The sequence below is a fragment of the Psychroflexus gondwanensis ACAM 44 genome, assembly GCF_000355905.1.
Lineage (GTDB): Bacteria > Bacteroidota > Bacteroidia > Flavobacteriales > Flavobacteriaceae > Psychroflexus > Psychroflexus gondwanensis.
The window spans coordinates 78,864-96,545 of the sequence record NZ_APLF01000001.1 but is presented as its reverse complement, the minus strand read 5'-3'; the positions used below and the strand labels follow the sequence as shown (position 1 = coordinate 96,545).

At 34.7% G+C, this 17,682-nt stretch carries 13 protein-coding genes; 12 read left to right on the top strand and 1 reads right to left on the bottom strand.

The window, feature by feature from the left end:
• Window positions 1-17: 17 nt before the first annotated feature.
• A complete protein-coding gene (locus PGOND44_RS00435; RefSeq protein ID WP_003434657.1) occupies window positions 18-3,470 on the bottom strand; it encodes a pyruvate carboxylase in 3,453 nt (1,150 codons plus the stop codon).
• Between the two features lie 122 nt (window positions 3,471-3,592).
• Between PGOND44_RS00435 and PGOND44_RS00430 the strand changes: the two genes are divergently transcribed.
• The 12 genes from PGOND44_RS00430 (at window position 3,593) to PGOND44_RS00375 (ending at window position 17,676) form a co-directional block, all read left to right on the top strand.
• A complete protein-coding gene (locus PGOND44_RS00430) occupies window positions 3,593-4,015 on the top strand; it encodes a TlpA family protein disulfide reductase (RefSeq protein ID WP_003434655.1) in 423 nt (140 codons plus the stop codon).
• A 657-nt stretch (window positions 4,016-4,672) separates the two neighbouring features.
• Window positions 4,673-7,774 carry a VCBS repeat-containing protein gene (locus tag PGOND44_RS00425; protein WP_003434652.1) on the top strand — a complete coding sequence of 1,034 codons (3,102 nt, stop codon included), beginning with the start codon at window positions 4,673-4,675 and terminating at the stop codon, window positions 7,772-7,774.
• Between the two features lie 28 nt (window positions 7,775-7,802).
• A complete protein-coding gene (locus PGOND44_RS00420) occupies window positions 7,803-9,158 on the top strand; it encodes a vanadium-dependent haloperoxidase (protein ID WP_003434649.1) in 1,356 nt (451 codons plus the stop codon).
• A 551-nt stretch (window positions 9,159-9,709) separates the two neighbouring features.
• Window positions 9,710-11,185 carry a DUF5687 family protein gene (locus tag PGOND44_RS00415; protein WP_003434647.1) on the top strand — a complete coding sequence of 492 codons (1,476 nt, stop codon included), beginning with the start codon at window positions 9,710-9,712 and terminating at the stop codon, window positions 11,183-11,185.
• 9 nt (window positions 11,186-11,194) lie between these two features.
• Window positions 11,195-11,899: an ABC transporter ATP-binding protein gene (locus tag PGOND44_RS00410; RefSeq protein WP_003434644.1), complete on the top strand. Its 705-nt coding sequence runs from the start codon at window positions 11,195-11,197 to the stop codon at window positions 11,897-11,899.
• 96 nt (window positions 11,900-11,995) lie between these two features.
• A complete protein-coding gene (gene porW / locus PGOND44_RS00405) occupies window positions 11,996-14,524 on the top strand; it encodes a type IX secretion system periplasmic lipoprotein PorW/SprE (RefSeq protein ID WP_040555629.1) in 2,529 nt (842 codons plus the stop codon).
• A 1-nt stretch (window position 14,525) separates the two neighbouring features.
• Window positions 14,526-14,930, top strand: coding sequence for a bactofilin family protein (locus PGOND44_RS00400; protein WP_003434637.1), 405 nt, complete (start codon window positions 14,526-14,528; stop codon window positions 14,928-14,930).
• Complete coding sequence (locus PGOND44_RS00395) at window positions 14,905-15,120, top strand: AtpZ/AtpI family protein (protein WP_003434634.1); 216 nt, start codon at window positions 14,905-14,907, stop codon at window positions 15,118-15,120. Before PGOND44_RS00400 ends, PGOND44_RS00395 begins: the two co-directional genes overlap by 26 nt.
• A 7-nt stretch (window positions 15,121-15,127) precedes the next feature.
• Complete coding sequence (locus PGOND44_RS00390) at window positions 15,128-15,523, top strand: DUF6168 family protein (RefSeq protein ID WP_003434631.1); 396 nt, start codon at window positions 15,128-15,130, stop codon at window positions 15,521-15,523.
• Window positions 15,524-15,764: 241 nt separating this feature from the next.
• A complete protein-coding gene (gene atpB / locus PGOND44_RS00385; protein ID WP_003434629.1) occupies window positions 15,765-16,853 on the top strand; it encodes a F0F1 ATP synthase subunit A in 1,089 nt (362 codons plus the stop codon).
• Window positions 16,854-16,879: 26 nt separating this feature from the next.
• Window positions 16,880-17,104, top strand: coding sequence for an ATP synthase F0 subunit C (atpE, locus tag PGOND44_RS00380; RefSeq protein WP_003434627.1), 225 nt, complete (start codon window positions 16,880-16,882; stop codon window positions 17,102-17,104).
• A gap of 77 nt (window positions 17,105-17,181) precedes the next feature.
• Window positions 17,182-17,676: a F0F1 ATP synthase subunit B gene (locus tag PGOND44_RS00375; RefSeq protein ID WP_003434626.1), complete on the top strand. Its 495-nt coding sequence runs from the start codon at window positions 17,182-17,184 to the stop codon at window positions 17,674-17,676.
• The last annotated feature ends 6 nt before the right edge of the window (window positions 17,677-17,682 follow it).

Below are 17,682 nucleotides of genomic sequence, written 5' to 3'. Positions count from 1 at the left end.
TTTAAAATAGTAGATATTTATTTCAATTTTACCACCAAATCATCCGAATATACCATTATTCCAGAATTTAGTATAACGTCACTCACTTCTCCGTCGGCATTAGCAGTTACGGTGGTTTCCATTTTCATAGCTTCAATAATGAATAAAGGTTGGTTCTTTTTAACCTTGTCTCCTTTTTTCACCAGAACTTCAGTTAACGAACCTTGTAGCGGAGCGCCTACCTGTTTATCATCCGATTTATCGGCTTTTTGATGAACTACTTTATCAACCTCAACACTAGTATCTCTAACGAGGATATTACGAGTTTGACCGTTAACTTTAAAGAATACAGTCACCATTCCGTCTTCATCCGTTTCACCTATTGAAACTAACGTAATCAATAGAGTTTTTCCTCTATCCAATTCCACCACAATTTCTTCACCAGGGTCCATACCGTAGAAGAAATTTTTCGTTGGAATATTGAATACACTTCCGTACTTAGTATGATGGTTATAGGCGTCTGTGAAAACTTTAGGATAGAGTTTATAGGATAAGAAATCTTCAAAATCTAAGATTCTGTCCATTTCATCGGAGAACATATCTTGGAAATCTTTAAATTCTTTTTTCAAATCTACAGGAGCTAAATGCGCGTTAGGCCGGTCTGTATAAGGCTTTTCTCCTTTTAAAATTATGTTCTGAATTTTCTTTGGGAAACCACCTACAGGTTGTCCCAAGTCTCCCTTGAAAAAGCTAACAACCGATTGAGGGAAGGATAAGTTTTCACCATTTTCCAGCACATCTTCAATAGTCAAATTATTGCTCACAAGGTATTGAGCCATATCACCCACCACTTTTGAACTTGGGGTCACTTTAATAATGTCTCCAAAAAGCAGATTTACTTTGGCGTACATATCTGTAATCTCATGGAAACGATCTGCTAAGCCTAAAGATTCTGCCTGTGGTTTAAGATTGGAATACTGTCCCCCTGGGATTTCGTGAGTATAAACTTCTCCAGTTCCAGATTTTAGGCCAGACTCAAACGGGTAGTAATAAGTTCTCACTTGCTCCCAATAGATAGAATATTCATTTAACTTTTGGGTATTGATTTTATTTTCTCTAGGATGGTATTTCATCACCTCAACCAGAGAGTTAAAGTTAGGTTGAGACGTAAGCCCAGATAATCCCCCAAGCGCCACATCAACCACATCTACTCCAGCTTCAATTGCATTCATATAAGTGGATGCTTGCATGGAAGAGGTATCGTGCGTATGTAAATGAATTGGGATTTTAATTTCAGATTTTAAGGCTGAAATGAGCTCTGTTGCTGCTTTTGGTTTTAATAAACCAGCCATATCTTTAATGGCAAGGATATGAGCCCCAGCATTTTCAAGATCTTTGGCTAGTTGTGTATAGTACTTAAGCGTGTATTTGGTTCGGTTTGGATCCATGATATCTCCCGTATAACACATGGATGCTTCTGCGAGACCTCCTGTGTTTTTTCTAACATACTCGATACAGGGAACAATGGATTTCATCCAGTTTTGAGAATCAAATATTCTAAAAATATCTACTCCATTATTCCAAGATTCAGTAACAAAACGTTCTATCAAATTGTCTGGATAGGCCGTGTAACCAACCCCATTGGAACCTCTTAGTAGCATTTGTAATAAGATATTGGGCATAGCTTCCCTAAACATACGAAGCCTTTCCCAAGGATTTTCTTTTAAAAACCGCATACACACATCGAAGGTCGCTCCTCCCCATACTTCCATACTGAAGACTTCAGGATGATCTTTGGCAAAATTGGCTGCTACTTTTTGCATATCGTAGGTTCGCATTCTCGTAGCCAACAAGCTTTGATGCCCATCTCGCATGGTGGTATCTGTATAGTGAATTTTCTTTTCGTTACTTAACCATCTAGAAAACTCTTCAGGGTCCAATTCGGTTAATAAATCTTTAGTTCCTTTCTGATAAGAACTTTTTGGTGAGCTCTTAGGCACTTCTGGGATTAAGAACCTTGGATTTTTAATCGTGTTCTTTACATCTGCATTTCCATTCACGGTAATATCTCCTAGGTAATTTACCATTTTGGTCGCTCGGTTTCTCGGCTCCTTGATATCGAAAAGCTCTGGCGTATTATTGATATAGTTGACCGTGACTTTTCCTTCCCGGAAAGTGGCATCCTTTAGAATATTATCTAAAAAGGCCATATTGGTTTTAACACCTCGCACTCTAAACTCCGCTAGGGCACGACGCATTTTCTTACACGCATCGTCCAAAGTTCTACTACTTGCCGAAACTTTTACCAGCATAGAATCGAAGAACGGAGAAATCTTTACTCCCTGGTAAACACTCCCTGCATCTAGTCTTATCCCAAAACCTGAAGCACTCCTATAGGTAGAGATAATTCCATAATCTGGTTTAAAATCATTTTTCGGATCCTCTGTTGTGATTCTACATTGTACTGCAAAACCATTGACGGAGACCGATTCTTGATTAGGAAGGTTTATTTCTTCATCCGATAATTTATAATTATCGGCTATGTATAATTGTGTTTTGATGAGGTCTACTCCTGTGACCACTTCTGTGACTGTATGCTCTACTTGCACCCGAGGATTCACTTCTATAAAGTAAATGCTGCCATCATCATCCACAAGGAATTCTACCGTACCAATGTTGTTATAATTTACAGCTTTACAAATTTTGATAGCATAGCCGTAGAGTTTGTTCTTAACGGTTTCATCCAAGTCTTTGGAAGGTGCAAATTCAATAACTTTTTGATAGCGTCTTTGCACAGAACAATCCCTTTCAAATAAATGGAGGGTGTTTCCAAAATTATCTGCGACAATTTGTATTTCAATATGCTTTGGATTTTCGATGAATTTCTCCAAAAACACCGTTTCGTCACCAAAGGCATTTTTGGCCTCTCTTCTAGATTCACCATAAGCTTTTTCCAGCTCCCCCATGCTTCTCAGCACTCTCATACCTCGTCCGCCGCCACCAGAAGCTGCCTTGAGCATTAAAGGAAAACCAATTCGCCCAGCTTCCTCCGTTGCGATCTCTAAGGTGTCTAAATCTTTTTTATTGCTTTCTATAATAGGGACATCATTTTTAATCGCCACTTTTTTGGCGGTGACTTTGTCTCCTAAGGACTTCAGTACATCCACTTTAGGGCCCACAAATATGATATCATTATCGGCACAGGCTTGAGCAAATTTTGCATTTTCAGAAAGAAATCCATAGCCAGGGTGGATAGCGTCTACGCCATTCTCCTTAGCAACCCGAATAATCTCCTCAATATCTAAGTAAGGTTTTAAAGGTTCCTTATCATCTCCAACTTGATAAGATTCATCTGCCTTATATCTGTGTAAAGAATACCTATCTTCGTACGTATAAATACCAACAGTTCTTATACCAATTTCTGTACAAGCGCGAAAAATTCTTATAGCGATTTCGCCTCTGTTAGCAACTAAAACTTTTTTGATGTTCATTCTGTTTATCTTTAATTTGAAAATAATTCAGCTCGGCTTTAAAGTTATTAAATAAATTGGTGAGCCCTATTTTATTATTAATTTTTTAGAAAAAAAGAGATGAATTCTTTAGTAAATCCCTTATGAAAAATGCCTTGCTTACCCTAAATCATAAAGAACACACACTTTCTCAACTCACCAAAAAAGGAAAGATCAACCTTATTTTATTCTATAACACCTATTGCTTAGGTTGCACAGGAAGAGCAATTCCCTTTGCCTTCGAGCTTACTCAGCAGTTTCCAGAACTAAATTTAATCGTTATTCATACCAATTTTGGGAAACAGTCGTTTTCCAAGGTCGAAATTTTAGACATATTTACAACTAAGGCTTCCCCTTTTGAAATATACATCGATCCACATCAAAAGGTTTACGATCACTTTAAGGCAGAAGGGACGCCACACTGGATTGTTTTGGATAAAGAATTAGAAATTTTTAGAAGTATATTTGGCTCCCAACAACAATCTCAACAAAGGCTTTGGTATGCTTTAGAGTCTTTAAAGGATTAATTTTCAAAACACTCTATTTGTCTCTTGTTCTTGTATTTCCACGCTCTAGTTAAGCCTAAAGTAGTGGATGACTCACTTTTTTCATTTCTAAATTTTACAACACAATCATTAGTTTTAAAGAAGTTTTAGGCTTACACATTTTCGCTTTATGATAAATCTTCTTAAAAACAATTTTTTACCATTTAAAATGTCTGATTTAAATGTTCGATGCTTAATTCTCAATATACTGGATTTATTAGATGTTAATAATCTTAAGACTCCTTGCGGGCTCGAATTTAATGTCTGTTGTTCTTTTAGAGATAAGTTGAAATCCATGAAGTTTATATATTCGTTTACACTTTAGACAAAAATCGTTTTTTCAATATAATTTATGTGAAGGAAAAAATATTCCTTCACCTTTTCGCTATTACACTCAAAAAATTTATTTCAAGTCTTCTCTTTTTAGAATGGAATAAAAGATATAATTTACTAATTTTGTCATAAAGATTATTAATATTTTATTAAATATAAAGGGCTATTAAAACAGATATTAACACAATAGTATTACTGTGCTTCTCTATATTTTTTTGGAGTTGCACGAATGAAACTAATCGAGAGGAAAAATCTTTTTTATTTGAGGAAATTCCTATAGAAAAAAGTAAGCTCGATTTTCGTAATATGGTTACTGAGGATTCCGAACACAACATTATCAACTATATTTATTACTACAATGGCGGGGGTGTTGCAGCCGGTGATATTAATAGTGATGATTTACCAGATTTGTTTTTTGTTGCTAATACAGGTGAGAATAAACTCTTTATAAACAAAGGTAATCTAGAATTTGAAGACATCTCAGAACAAGCCAATATTCAAGGAAATGCAAGCTGGAATACTGGTGTAACCATGATAGATATTAACAACGATGGATTATTGGATATTTACGTTTGCGCTGTTTCAGGATTATTAGATTTTACTGGTCATAACGAACTTTTTATTAATAATGGCGATGGTACATTTACAGAAGACGCCAAATCTTATGGTTTAGATTTTAAAGGTTACTCAACCCAATCTTACTTTTTCGATTATGACAAAGATGGTGATTTGGACGTCTATATTGTGAATCACGCTGTACATACAAACTTATCTCACGGAAGAGCGGATTTAAGAAATGATAGAACTGCCAATGTTGGTGATGTTTTGTTAAGAAATGACAATGGTAAATTTACAGATGTTAGTGATTCTGCTAATATTTATGGTGGTATTAACGGTTACGGTCTCAGTGCTTCTATTGCGGATTTCAATAATGACGGTTGGGATGATATCTATGTTTGTAATGACTTTCATGAAGATGATTATTATTACATAAATAACCAAGATGGTACATTCAAAGAAAGTCTCGATGAAGCCTTTACCACTATTAGTAGATTTTCTATGGGCAGCGATGCTGCAGATATAAACGGCAACGGTTACCAAGATCTTATAACCTTAGATATGCTTCCGAAAGAAGAACGTGTTTTAAAGGAAACTGAAGGCGATGATGCTATGTTTAACATGCAGGCACATCTAAAAAAGTTGGGGTACAAAGACCAGTTCTCTAGGAATATGTTGCAGATAAATCAAACTGGAGACTATTTTATAGAAACTGCACTCTTAAATAAAGTTGCAGATACAGATTGGAGTTGGGCGCCTTTATTTGCTGATTTTAATAACGATACGCATCAAGATTTATTTATTTCAAATGGTATTTTAAGAAGACCAAATAGTTTGGATTTTAAAAAATATGTCTCAAGCGCTTTCAAAGGCAGAGAAGAAAGTGAGGGTCTAGAATGGCTATACAATTCCATTGACAAAATGCCAAGTGGTAAAGTAGCCAATGAAATTTTTGAAGGCAATTCTGAAATATTCAAGAATCAAACTGGAAATTGGATTAAAAATGAGCCACAGCTTTCCAATGGGGCAATTTACGTTGATTTGGATCTTGATGGTGATTTAGATCTGGTGACTAATAATTTTAACCAAGCAGCCTCTATTTTTAAAAATACTACGAACGGAAAGGCAAATTATCTTGACTTGAAATTCGAATATAAATCAACTAATAAAGAGGGGGTTGGTTCAAAGGCTCTAGTTTACAGCAATGGCAAGTCTCAATTAAAGCAACTATATAAATCAAGAGGGTTTTTATCTTCTGTTGAAGCTAAATTACATTTTGGCCTTGGCAAAACTAGTAAAATTGATTCTGTAAAAGTAATTTGGCCTAATAATGAATACATCGTAATTAAACAACCCGAGGCTAATGCTGCACTAAATGTAGTTTACCAAGAAGGTGGTCAGATTTATGATTATAGTAAAAATAAAGAAAAAAATATTATATTTAAAAAAGAAGACTTCATAAACTTTACTCACAAGGAAGATAATTATAACGATTTTGCTGAGGAAAAACTTATTCCATATAAAGTGTCTACTCTAGGTCCTGCTTTTGCTCTAGGAGATATAGATGATAATGGTTTTGAGGATATTTACATAGGAAATTCGGTCGGTAAACCCGCAATACTAATGCTTAATAACGGTTTGTCTTTTGAAAAGTCTGACCAACCTGAATTTATTGAAGATATTAATTTTGAAGACAATAGTGCCCTGTTTGTTGATGTAGATAATGATGGTGATTTGGACTTATATGTAGCATCTGGTGCCAATAAAAGTCCTAAATATAAAACGGATCGTTTATATTTAAATAATAACGGTAAGTTCACCAAAAAAGAGGGTTTAGTGCCAGAAGATCAATTCATTACCTCTACAGTAATTGCATACGATTATGATGCTGATGGGGATCAGGATTTATTCATTGGAAATTATTCTCAATTGGGAAATTTTGGTTTGATGGTAGATTCCTACATATTAGTAAACAACGGAAGTGGTCATTTTGAAAAAGATCAAAACTTCAAACTAACTTCTAAAGTAACTGATGCAAAATGGTATGATATTAATGAAGATGGGATAAAGGATTTAATCATAACAACAGAATGGGATCATCCTTATATTTTTATTAATGAGGAAGGAAAATTGAGGGAAATGAAGCTCCCAAATGAGCTCAACGGATTGTGGCAAACTGTAACAATGTATGATTTTGATAAAGATGGAGATAAAGATATATTATTTGGAAATTGGGGACTAAACACCAAATTCAACCTCAATTTTGATGGTCCTTTGATGATGTATCATTCAGATTTTGATAGAAATGGTGTAGAGGAAAGTATTTTGGCCTATAATAATGATGGAAAATATTATCCTTTAAACACTAAAGACGAACTTTCTTCTCAAATGAATGTCATCAGTAAAATTTTTACAGACCACAAAAGTATGGCTGGAAAAACTATTGAAGAAGTCATAACTAAAGGGTCTTTAAAACAGGCTAAAAGTTATAAAGTTGAGACATTAGCTTCTGGTTATTTATTGAATGAGAATGGGAAATTTGATAAGTTTATTCCTTTCGATAAAGACTTTCAATTAGCTCCTATAACTAGTTTTTTAGAGTTACAGCTTAAAAATGAAAATCAACTAGTTGTTGGTGGAAATTCCTTTAGAGTAAACACTTACCATGGCGCTTATAGTGCTTTAAAAGGACTTTTAGTCAAGGGCAAAGACCGCTATAATTTTGTCTCTGAATTTGGTATAGAACCATTCCATGACCAGATTAAAAAAATTGAAAGTCTGAAAATGAAAAGTTTCAACTTACTAATAGTTGTTTCTAATGACGGTGCATTAAGATGTTACTCCTATTAAATCTATAATATTTAAAATTAATTACTAAATGAAGGTAAAACGCTTACTTCTATTTTTACTTATCCTCTCTTGCTTGACTTCTTGTGAAGTAGAAAATGAGCCTATTATAATCCAAAGTGAAGATTATCACAATGCCATTGACAAACTTACAGAAGTAATGGTCCACGACATATTTTCTCCACCAGCAGCAAGTAGGTTGTATGTCTATCCTAGTATCGCGGCATATGAAACTCTCAATCAAAACAGTGAAGAATATCTGTCTTTAGCAACTCAACTCAATGGCTTAAAGCCCCTTCAGATTACTTCATACAAAGATAATATCAACTTAAATCTAGCAGCCTTAATTGCTTATCTAAATGTCTCTGAAGAGATGGTATTTAGCAAAGAAATATTTACAAATTATAAAGATAGTTTGTATACTTATTGGGACAACAACAACAAAAAAGAGTTTAGAGCCGCGAGGTCTTATGCCGAAGAAGTTTCTAGTCAAATTATCAAGTGGATGAAAGAGGATAGGTACGATAAAACTCGTACTATGTCAGTTTATAATATTTATTCAGATGATCCCTCCGTTTGGCAACCCACTCCTCCAGCCTATATGAATGGCATTGAGCCACACTGGAACAAATTGAGACCCTTTACTTTGGACTCAGCTTCTCAATTTAAACCTGCTCCACATCCCGATTTCTCATTGGAACCCGATAGTCAGTTTTATAAGGAACTAATGTCAGTTTATAAAATCAATAATGATATAAGAGAAAAAGGTAATGAGAGCGAAGAAATTGCTATAGCTCGCTTTTGGGATTGCAACCCTTTTGTTTCTGTAAACAAGGGTCACTATATGTTTGCAGAAAAAAAAATAACTCCAGGTGCTCATTGGATTGGTATTTGTAAAATTGCTTGTGAAAAAAATCAGACCGATTTTAAAAAGACCGTATACGCTCAGACCAAAACATCTATTGCTATAGCAGATGCTTTTATAAGTTGTTGGGATGAAAAGTATCGCAGTAATTTAGTTAGGCCTGAAACCCTTATCAATAAATACATAGACCCAGATTGGTTGCCAATATTACAAACACCCCCATTTCCTGAATATACAAGTGGACATTCCGTGGTTTCTAGTTCTGCTGCTGAAGTGCTAACAACTATTTTTGGCGATGATTTTGAATTTTTAGATACAACTGAAATACCTTATGGCTTGCCCGCTAGGTTTTTTAAATCCTTTAAGTCTGCTGCAGATGAAGCTATTATTAGTAGAGTTTTTGGTGGTATTCATTATGAATCTGCCGTTTACGAGGGAAAATCTCAAGGCATTTTAGTAGGCAAATTTGTGGATCAAAAAATTCAATTTTTGAAGTTTAACGATAAAGATAAGTCTCAGTAAAATTAAAATATTCGTCAATATTTCATACCAATTTTGGGAAACAGTCGTTTTCCAAGGTCGAAATTTTAGACATATTTTCAACTAAGGCTTCCCCTTTTGAAATATACATCGATCCACATCAAAAGGTTTACGATCACTTTGAGGCAGAAGGGACGCCACACTGGATTGTTTTGGATAAAGAATTAGAAATTTTTAGAAGTATATTTGGCTCCCAACAACAATCTCAACAAAGGCTTTGGTATGCCTTAGAGTCTTTAAAGGATTAATTTTCAAAACACTCTATTTGTCCCTTGTTCTTGTATTTCCACGCTTTAGTTAAGCCTAAAGTAGTGGATGTGTTTTAGAATATCTAAAAACGAACAAGCTTCAACTTTTTAAATACCAAGCCCTGCTAGGGATTTAAAAAGCACATTAAGTTTACAAAGGTTTTGCATTCAAAAATTACAGTAAATTCATTTATTTCTTAAAAGTTTTCCTAAAATTCACTTTATTTGTTTATTGAATGAGTGTAACAAATCTCAGATTAACCAACTAACCTTCAAAGTTTCACTATGAACATAAAACAATTCCTAAGTTTAGAATGGAAGCAATTTCGACGATCTTCTTTCTTTGAAAAAGGATTAGTTATAAAAATTTTGATGTTACTCGCGGCTTTATATTTTGCCAGCATAGCGATTTTGGCAGGGGTAGGAGTCTTCTTTATTTTCAAAAAAACCTTACCAGAAGAAGATCCTTTCAAAATGATCAACAACTTTTTAATCTACTGGGTTATAGGAGACTTGGCGCTAAGGTACTTTCTTCAACAATTACCAGTGCTGAATATCAAACCCATGTTGATTTTACCTATAAAAAGAAATGCGGTGATTCGCTTTTTATTATTAAAAACCTCCTTTTCGTTTTTTAATATTTTACCACTGCTTTTTTTTATTCCATTAGCCATTGTAATCATCGTTCAAGGTTATTCTCCATTCATGGTCGTGCTTTGGTTTTTGAGCATCCTCTCAATAAGCTTTAGCATTAACTTTCTAAATTTCATTCTGAATAAAAACAATCCTATTTTTTATGGAGTTATTGCCTTTCTAGCTTTAATTTCTGGAATGCAATATTTTGGAATTTTTGATATATCCCAGTATTTGGGGGTTGTCTTTTATTCTTTTTATAGTTTGGGGTATACACTTATTATTCCCGTATTCTTGGTCATTCTGCTATTCAAGGCTAATTACAGAATGCTTAAAAAGAATTTTTATGTGGACGGTGCAGTTCAGGGTAAAAAGGAAAGCTTCAGTAATTACAATTTAGAATTTCTGAATAAATTCGGAAAGTTGTCTATCTTTTTGAAAAACGATATAAAGATGATTACAAGAAATGCAAGGCCTAAACAAGTCTTGCTTATGTCCTTCTTCTTCTTGTTTTATGGATTGATTTTTTATACTCAAGATACTTACAGAGACCTTCCTATTGTTTTGGCATTTGCCTCTATTTTTGTCACGGGAGGGTTTCTTATTTCATTCGGTCAGTTGGTTCCCTCTTGGGATAGTGAATACTATAAGTTGATGATGAGCCAAAATATTTCTTACAAAAAATACTTGGAGTCCAAGTGGTATTTAATGGCCCTTGCTTGTGCAGCTTCCTTTGTGTTGAGTGCGCCTTATATTTATTTTGGTTGGGATATTTTTGCCATGATTGCTGCGGGGGCTTCTTTTAATATTGGGCTTAACTCTTTCATCACCCTTTACGGGGGAGCATTGAACAGAGTGCCTATAGAGCTTAATCAAAAAGCCAAAGCCTTTAGCAATACCCAAGGCTTTAATCCCACCCAACTTCTTATGAGTCTGCCTAAGCTTCTTGGCCCTATGCTTATTTTCTACATCCCTTATAAACTTATCAACTTCAATGCTGGCATCATTGCTTTAGCATTGAGTGGAGTCTTAGGCTTAGTCTTTAAGTCTTACTTTCTAAACCTTATAGAAAAGGTATATCAAAAGACCAAATACAAAACTATTTCAGCTTTTTCAGAAAAAAAATAAAACATATATATGGAAACCATTATCCACGTTCAAGACTTATCCAAAAGTTATAATGCAGATAAAATATTAGACATAGAGTCCCTTGATATTCCCAAAGGTCAAAGTTTTGGTTTGGTAGGAAACAACGGTGCAGGAAAAACAACTTTCTTTAGTTTGCTATTGGACCTTATCCCACCAACTACTGGACAAATAGAAAGCAAAGGCATCATCGTTAATCAAAGTGAAGAATGGAAGCCTTTTACCTCGTCATTTATAGATGAGAGTTTTTTGATTGGCTATCTTACTGCTGAAGAATATTTTTATTTTATTGGAGATCTAAGAAATACTTCTAAAGCAGAGGTGGATGAACTTTTGAGTGAATTTGAAGATTTTTTCCATGGCGAAATATTGAATCAAAAGAAATACTTGAGAGACCTTTCTAAGGGAAACCAGAAGAAAGCCGGAATAGTAGCAGCGCTTATAGGTCAACCAGAGATCGTGATTTTGGATGAGCCTTTTGCAAATTTAGATCCCACAACACAGATTCGGCTTAAAAGAATCATCAAAGACCTCTCTTCTCAAAATCATGTTACGGTACTTATTTCAAGTCACGACTTGATGCATGTGACCGACGTTTGTGAACGTATAGTTGTTCTGGATAAAGGACAAGTTGTAAAAGATATGAAAACCAGTGAGGCCACTTTGAAGGAGCTTGAACTTTACTTTGAGAGGTAACCTCTTTATTTTCAATTTCTGAGATAAAATGCATTTATATTTACCAAAACATACGATTTTCTTGCAAATCAAGTTATTAATATCTTAGAATTGTATATGCGATTAAAACTACCTTTATATCTCCTTGTTGGAATACTCATTCTGGTTTCTTGTTCAAGAAAAAAGGATAAATTCTTGAATAAGAATTTTCATGCCATGACGACTTACTACAATATAGTGTATAACGGTAATCTGGAGTTAGATCAAGGTCAGCGGGAGGTTGAAGCGGCATATATCGAAGACTATTGGAAGGTGTTGCCGGTTGAACGTATGGCCACAAAACAGAATCCTAAAAAGAAAAATAGTACCTCAGAAAATTCTTCTTTTGAAAATGCTGAAGAAAAAGCGACTAAATCTATTCAAAAGCACTCCATGTACATGGGAGGAAAAGAATACAACCCACAAATAGATGAGGCTTTCTTGCTTTTGGGTAAAGCACGGTATTACGATCAGCGTTTTGTGCCCGCTAAAGATGCTTTTAGTTTTATTTTGAATCACTATCCAGAAAGCTCTACCATCAACGAAGCCAAAATTTGGGTTGAAAAAGTAAATTTGAGACTGGAGTATTTTGAAATGGCTATCGTTAATCTAACTGAATTGGTCAATACGACTCAGCTTACCCCATTAGAGAGCTATGAAGCTACCTCCACACTAGCCCAAGCTTTCATTGCTGAAGACCAAACTCGCCAAGCTCTATCGCCGCTTAGTATTGCAATACAGAATGCTCCAGATGACGAAAAGAAGGGAAGGTTATTGTATATCAAAGGGCAACTGTATTCTTTACTAGGCCAGAAGGATAGCGCAAGAGTTAGTTTTGATGAGGTTATAGCTTTAAATAGAAATTCACCAAGGCGTTATATGATTCACTCTGAGTTGGAGAAACTGAAGCTTCAAGATTTAGATAATGCACTTTGGTATGAAACGGAGTTGGCATTTCAGGAGCTAGCAGAAAACAGAGAAAATAGACCTTTTTTAGATTTTATTTATTACGATAATGCGATGTTCAATTTAGCAAAGGACTCGGTTAATCTTGCAATTGAACGCTTCAATAAATCTTTAAAGCAGCAACCTAACGATAAGTATCTAAAAAGTCAAAATTATGTCAACTTGGGAGAGATTTATTTTGATAAATCTTCCTACGAAACCTCAGGAAAATATTACGATAGCACCTTAACCAATCTTGTGAACGGTAGTCGAGAATACAGACAAGTGAAACGAAAGCGAGAAAATTTGGAAGACGTTATCACTTTTGAAAAAATCGCTAAAGAAACCGATAGTATCCTCAACTTAGTAAAAGCCCCCGAGGAAGAACGCATCGCAATATTCAAAAGCTATATTGAAAAACTCAAAGAAGAAGAAAAAAGTGTATTTGCCAATAAAAGTTCCTCTTCGATTATTAATTCTAGGTTCGGTAGGCAAAAAAGTCAGATTGGCGGTGGACAAGTTAACTCGACCACTTTTTATTTTTACGATATTACTCAAAAACAAAGAGGGGAAGAGTCCTTTAGAAAAATCTGGGGAGATATAGAATTGGCAGACGACTGGAGAAGTAACTCTACTCAGAAAAAACTTTTAGACACTAAGGAAGACATAGTTCAGGAAGATCGCTTACGACCAGAGTACGATCCCCAAACTTATATTGCGATGATCCCTACAGACCAAAAAGTGATTGATAGCATTTCAGACGAAAGAAACCTTGCTTATTATCAACTGGGAATCATGTACAAAGAAAAGTTTAAAAAATATGACTTGGCGATTTCAAAACTCGAGACCTTACTTGAAAGTAATCCTGAAGAGCGTTTAATCTTACCTTCCAAATACTATCTTTTCAAAATATATGATGATCTAGGAAATACCAAACAAGCAAATTCTTGGAAAAATGATATTTTAAACAATCATTCAGATTCTAGATATGCCAGTATCTTAAGAAATCCAGAAGCCTATCGAAACGATGCGAATAACCCACAGAATATTTATTCTAGACTTTACAAAGATTATAAATCTGGTCAATATCAGCAGACGCTGGATGAAATAGAGACCTATACAAAGGTGTTTGTAGGAAACTCCATCTTGCCAAAACTAGAATTACTGAAAGCTAGAATTCTTGCAAAACTTGAAGGAGCTTTAGCATACCAAAAAGCGCTTAATTATGTGGCCTTAACTTATCCACAGTCCAAAGAAGGGAAATATGCTCAAAAACGATATACGGAACTAGAGCGAAAACCTTTTTCGACTGATTTTGACTTCAAGAAAGATCCTGGAGATCAATATATTTTAGTTTATAATTTTTTTAATGATAATATTGAAGAATCAAAATACGAAGAGTTCAAGTCAGATTTGGCCTTAGCTATTGAGGATGAAAGCGGTTTGGAATTGACCTTAAGTGAAGAAATTTATGATCAAGATCAAACTTTAGTTACTATTAAAGGTCTTAAAAGTAAATTAGGGGCACAAGGCTTAGCAGAAAAGTTTATTAATAATGCTAAAGTGAACAAAAATTTCACTTATTTTGTGATATCGCAGAAAAATTATAAAATTGCTCAGATCAACAAAAATCTGGACGAGTTTTTAAACAAAACTAATTAATATGTTTTCAGAAAAAAATAAACCCGTGAATAACTCAGACTTAACAAAAGAACAGAACAAAATTGCTCAAGGAACCGTTTTTAAAGGAAGTATAGAGTCCCAAGGCAGCTTTCGAATAGAGGGCAAAGTCATAGGAAATATTACAACTCCAGGAAAAATTGTCGTTGGTAAAACGGGCTATATCGAAGGAGAGATAGACTGTGAGAATGCCGATTTTGAGGGCGAATTTAAAGGACAGTTAAAGGTTAAATCTCTATTGACGCTAAGAGCTACTGCTAAGATCGAAGGGGATGTATTTGCAGACAAGCTTTCTATTGAGCCTGGAGCTACCTTTAATGCGACTTGTAGTATGAAAGGGGCTGTAAAATCTTTCACTGAAAATGCCAAAAAAGAGCGATCGGCCTAAACCTTGGCTTTATTTTTCTGGACTAGGTTTACAAATGGCAGTAACTATTGCTGGTTCCGTTTTTTTGGGAATCTGGCTAGATGATACCTTTATGGAATCTTCAAAATTGTTTACGATTATTATATCTCTTTTAGGTATATTTATTTCTATGATTCATGTCATCACTTCATTAAAACACTTTAAGGATTAGACTTTTTATGAAAAAAAAATTACAAAATCCTTACGTTTCTATTTTTCTGTTTTCAGCTGTTATTCTCTTGATCCATTATTCGATAGATTTAGTTTTTAAGGTTGTCACTTATTACTCATTGTTTTCTATTTATGTATTTCATATTATTTCTGCACTTGCAGTAGCAGCGATTGTTCAATTGGTATATAAAAAATCCCAAGATCATGCAGGCTTTGCTTTTATGGGGACTAGCCTTTTAAAAATGCTAGCAGCGATTTTATTTCTATTACCAGGATTTCTATCGGATGATAAACCAAGTTTTACCAATATTTTAAATTTCTTTATTCCTTATTTCGTGTTTTTGATATTTGAAGCCATTCAGGTCATCAAGCTTATCAATCAAAAGGAAACTCCAGCAAATTGATTTTTTAAATTCCTCATTGAGTGTTTTATCAGTTTATCTGCTGTTTGTTTCGCCGAGATTTGCTAGAAATTGTAATTTTTTATAAATTTTAATCTTACGAATTTGCCCTTGTAGTCTTGATTTTACGTAAAAGTTGGCTTTTCTTAAGAGAGCAAATATTTTTTTAAAGCTTTCATTTAAAATTAAAAAGTAAAAACTTACATTTGCACGAAATTTCGAATTGATACTAAGTCAACTATTTATGGCAACACACAAATCTTCAAAGATTACAGTGGCTTTAATGCTAATGCTCATTCTGAATTCCTTTGCTTCATTCGCTCAGCTAGACACTGAGGGGGTTGTTGATGAAAGCTTCAACCCAACAGAAATGATAATGCATCACATCGGTGATTCTCATGGGTGGCATTTTTTTGGTGAAGGGGAAGATTCTTTTACATTGCCATTACCAGTCATACTTTGGACAGATGAAGGAATTGCCACTTTTATGTCGAGTGAATTTCATCATGATGTCGAAGGAGAGTATGTAGTTGATGCTAATGGTCAGAAATTTGTAAACTACCACGAAAAAATTTATGTCTTAAACGAGGGTGAAGAACTTTTGAAATATGATGAAGAAGCTCACGCTGCGCTTAATGCAAATGCTACTTTCGATATTTCAATTACCAAAAACGTAGCTTCAATGCTTCTTACAGTAGTCTTGATGTTTATCCTTTTTATAGGCTTGGCAAACCATTATAAAAAATCAAAATCGGCTCCCAAAGGCTTTAAAAATATCCTTGAAACTTTAGTTATTTTTGTTCGTGATGAAATTGCACGACCACAGATTGGCGAAAAGAAATTCATGAAATTCATGCCCTTCTTATTAACGGTATTTTTCTTTATTTGGATTACAAATTTATTGGGCTTACTACCAGGAGCAGCAAACGTCACTGGTAATATTTCTGTGACTGTTGCATTAGGGTTGTTTACTTTAGCAATTATTATAGTGAATGGAAGTAAAGACTATTGGCAGCACGTTTTTTGGATGCCAGGTATTCCAACTGCAGTAAAACCAATTTTGGCCATTGTCGAAATTCTAGGAGTCTTTATAAAACCAATCGCGCTTATGATTCGTTTGTTTGCGAATATAACGGCGGGTCACATTATTATTTTAAGTCTAATAGGGTTGATATTTATATTAGAAAATGCGGGAGTCGCGTTCATATCTGTCCCCTTTGCCGTCTTTATTACAGTTTTAGAATTATTAGTTGCATTTTTGCAAGCATTTATATTTACCTTATTGTCAGCGCTTTTTATAGGGATGGCAGTGCAAGAACATGAACATCATTAATCTTTAATTTTTAATATTTATTTACTATGGAATTATTACACGTAGGTATTGCAGCTTTAGGAGCTGGTTTAGCAGTTTTAGGAGCAGGAATTGGTGTTGGTAAAATCGGTGGGTCCGCAATGGAAGCTATCGCTCGCCAACCAGAAGCTTCTGGAAAAATTCAAACCGCAATGATTATTGCTGCTGCACTTGTAGAGGGTGTTGCTCTTTTTGGAGTAGTTGCCGCTCTATTAGGTGTGTTGACCACTTAAAATGATGATAAACCCTCATACCCAACGGTTGGTTGGATGAGGGTTTTAATTTTTAGAATTTAAAACACTTATCATATATGGATTTAATTACTCCTGACTACGGATTATTTGTTTGGCAAGTTGTTGTCATGATTGTCCTTATTTTCTTATTAACTAAGTTTGCTTGGAAGCCAGTGATGAAGGCTGTTGGAGAAAGAGAAGCTTCGATTAATGATGCCTTAGATTCCGCAGAGAAAGCAAAAGAGGAAATGGCAAATCTGAAAGCAGATAACGAGAAATTGCTTCAGCAAGCCAGAGCAGAAAGAGATGAAATGCTGAAAGAGGCTCAAGACATGAAAAAATCTATCATTTCTGAAGCTACAGAGGATGCAAATGAAAAGGCTGAGAGAATTCTTGAAAAAGCTCAAATCACTATTCAAAGTGAAAAAAAGCAGGCTTTATTTGAAATCAAATCTCAGGTTGCAGAATTATCCGTTCAAATTGCAGAAACAGTTGTGAAAAAGCAATTGGACGATAAGAAAGAGCAAATGGCTTTGGTTAACAAAATGCTAGACGACGTTAAACTTAACTAACAATAT

What these genes read in the sequence shown, in the direction of transcription:
- PGOND44_RS00435 (WP_003434657.1), bottom strand. Translation starts at nt 3,470, where the DNA reads ATGAACATCAAAAAAGTTTTAGTTGCTAACAGAGGCGAAATCGCTATA.
- PGOND44_RS00430 (WP_003434655.1), top strand. Translation starts at nt 3,593, where the DNA reads ATGAAAAATGCCTTGCTTACCCTAAATCATAAAGAACACACACTTTCT.
- PGOND44_RS00425 (WP_003434652.1), top strand. Translation starts at nt 4,673, where the DNA reads ATGGTTACTGAGGATTCCGAACACAACATTATCAACTATATTTATTAC.
- PGOND44_RS00420 (WP_003434649.1), top strand. Translation starts at nt 7,803, where the DNA reads ATGAAGGTAAAACGCTTACTTCTATTTTTACTTATCCTCTCTTGCTTG.
- PGOND44_RS00415 (WP_003434647.1), top strand. Translation starts at nt 9,710, where the DNA reads ATGAACATAAAACAATTCCTAAGTTTAGAATGGAAGCAATTTCGACGA.
- PGOND44_RS00410 (WP_003434644.1), top strand. Translation starts at nt 11,195, where the DNA reads ATGGAAACCATTATCCACGTTCAAGACTTATCCAAAAGTTATAATGCA.
- porW (WP_040555629.1), top strand. Translation starts at nt 11,996, where the DNA reads ATGCGATTAAAACTACCTTTATATCTCCTTGTTGGAATACTCATTCTG.
- PGOND44_RS00400 (WP_003434637.1), top strand. Translation starts at nt 14,526, where the DNA reads ATGTTTTCAGAAAAAAATAAACCCGTGAATAACTCAGACTTAACAAAA.
- PGOND44_RS00395 (WP_003434634.1), top strand. Translation starts at nt 14,905, where the DNA reads ATGCCAAAAAAGAGCGATCGGCCTAAACCTTGGCTTTATTTTTCTGGA.
- PGOND44_RS00390 (WP_003434631.1), top strand. Translation starts at nt 15,128, where the DNA reads ATGAAAAAAAAATTACAAAATCCTTACGTTTCTATTTTTCTGTTTTCA.
- atpB (WP_003434629.1), top strand. Translation starts at nt 15,765, where the DNA reads ATGGCAACACACAAATCTTCAAAGATTACAGTGGCTTTAATGCTAATG.
- atpE (WP_003434627.1), top strand. Translation starts at nt 16,880, where the DNA reads ATGGAATTATTACACGTAGGTATTGCAGCTTTAGGAGCTGGTTTAGCA.
- PGOND44_RS00375 (WP_003434626.1), top strand. Translation starts at nt 17,182, where the DNA reads ATGGATTTAATTACTCCTGACTACGGATTATTTGTTTGGCAAGTTGTT.